This window comes from Virgibacillus carmonensis, assembly GCF_057836705.1.
In genome coordinates this window covers 1-538 of the sequence record NZ_JBYQFJ010000366.1, presented here as the reverse complement: position 1 = coordinate 538, position 538 = coordinate 1, and the positions used below count along the sequence as shown (strand labels likewise).

Annotated in this window: 1 protein-coding gene; it reads right to left on the bottom strand. The window is 39.2% G+C overall.

Annotated elements, in window-relative coordinates:
- On the bottom strand, window positions 1-538 hold a 538-nt coding region (locus AC3G7N_RS22385), incomplete at both ends, for a carbamoyl phosphate synthase preATP-grasp domain-containing protein (protein ID WP_489424303.1).

Below are 538 nucleotides of genomic sequence, written 5' to 3'. Positions count from 1 at the left end.
ATTCATGATAATTGCTTCATAACCCATTTCTTTAATTGCCATCACAGAATGGACTGTGGCGTAATCAAATTCGATACCCTGACCAATCCGAATTGGTCCTGAACCCAAAACAAGAATCTTCTTTCGGTCAGACTTTATGGATTCATTCTCATCTTCATACGTACTGTAGAAATATGGTGTTTCCGATTCAAATTCTGCGGCACAGGTATCAACCATTTTATAAACTGGGCTAATATTTTGTTCCATTCGTTGGGCGTATACGTCATCAACCGCTGTATCCCAAACCCTTGCTATGTGCGCATCAGAAAACCCAAGTTTTTTAACCTTTTCCAATAAATCCTGGTCATTTTTATTTTCACGTAATGCTTGCTCAAGTTCTATTAACCGACTAATTTTCACAAGGTAGAAGCGGTCTATTTTAGTTTGGTCAAAAATTTCTTCGATCGTCATTCCACGCCTGAACACTTCGGCCAAAACGAATAACCGCTCATCATCAGCTTTCTTTAAACGATGCTTTAACTCCTCGAGCGACAAACCA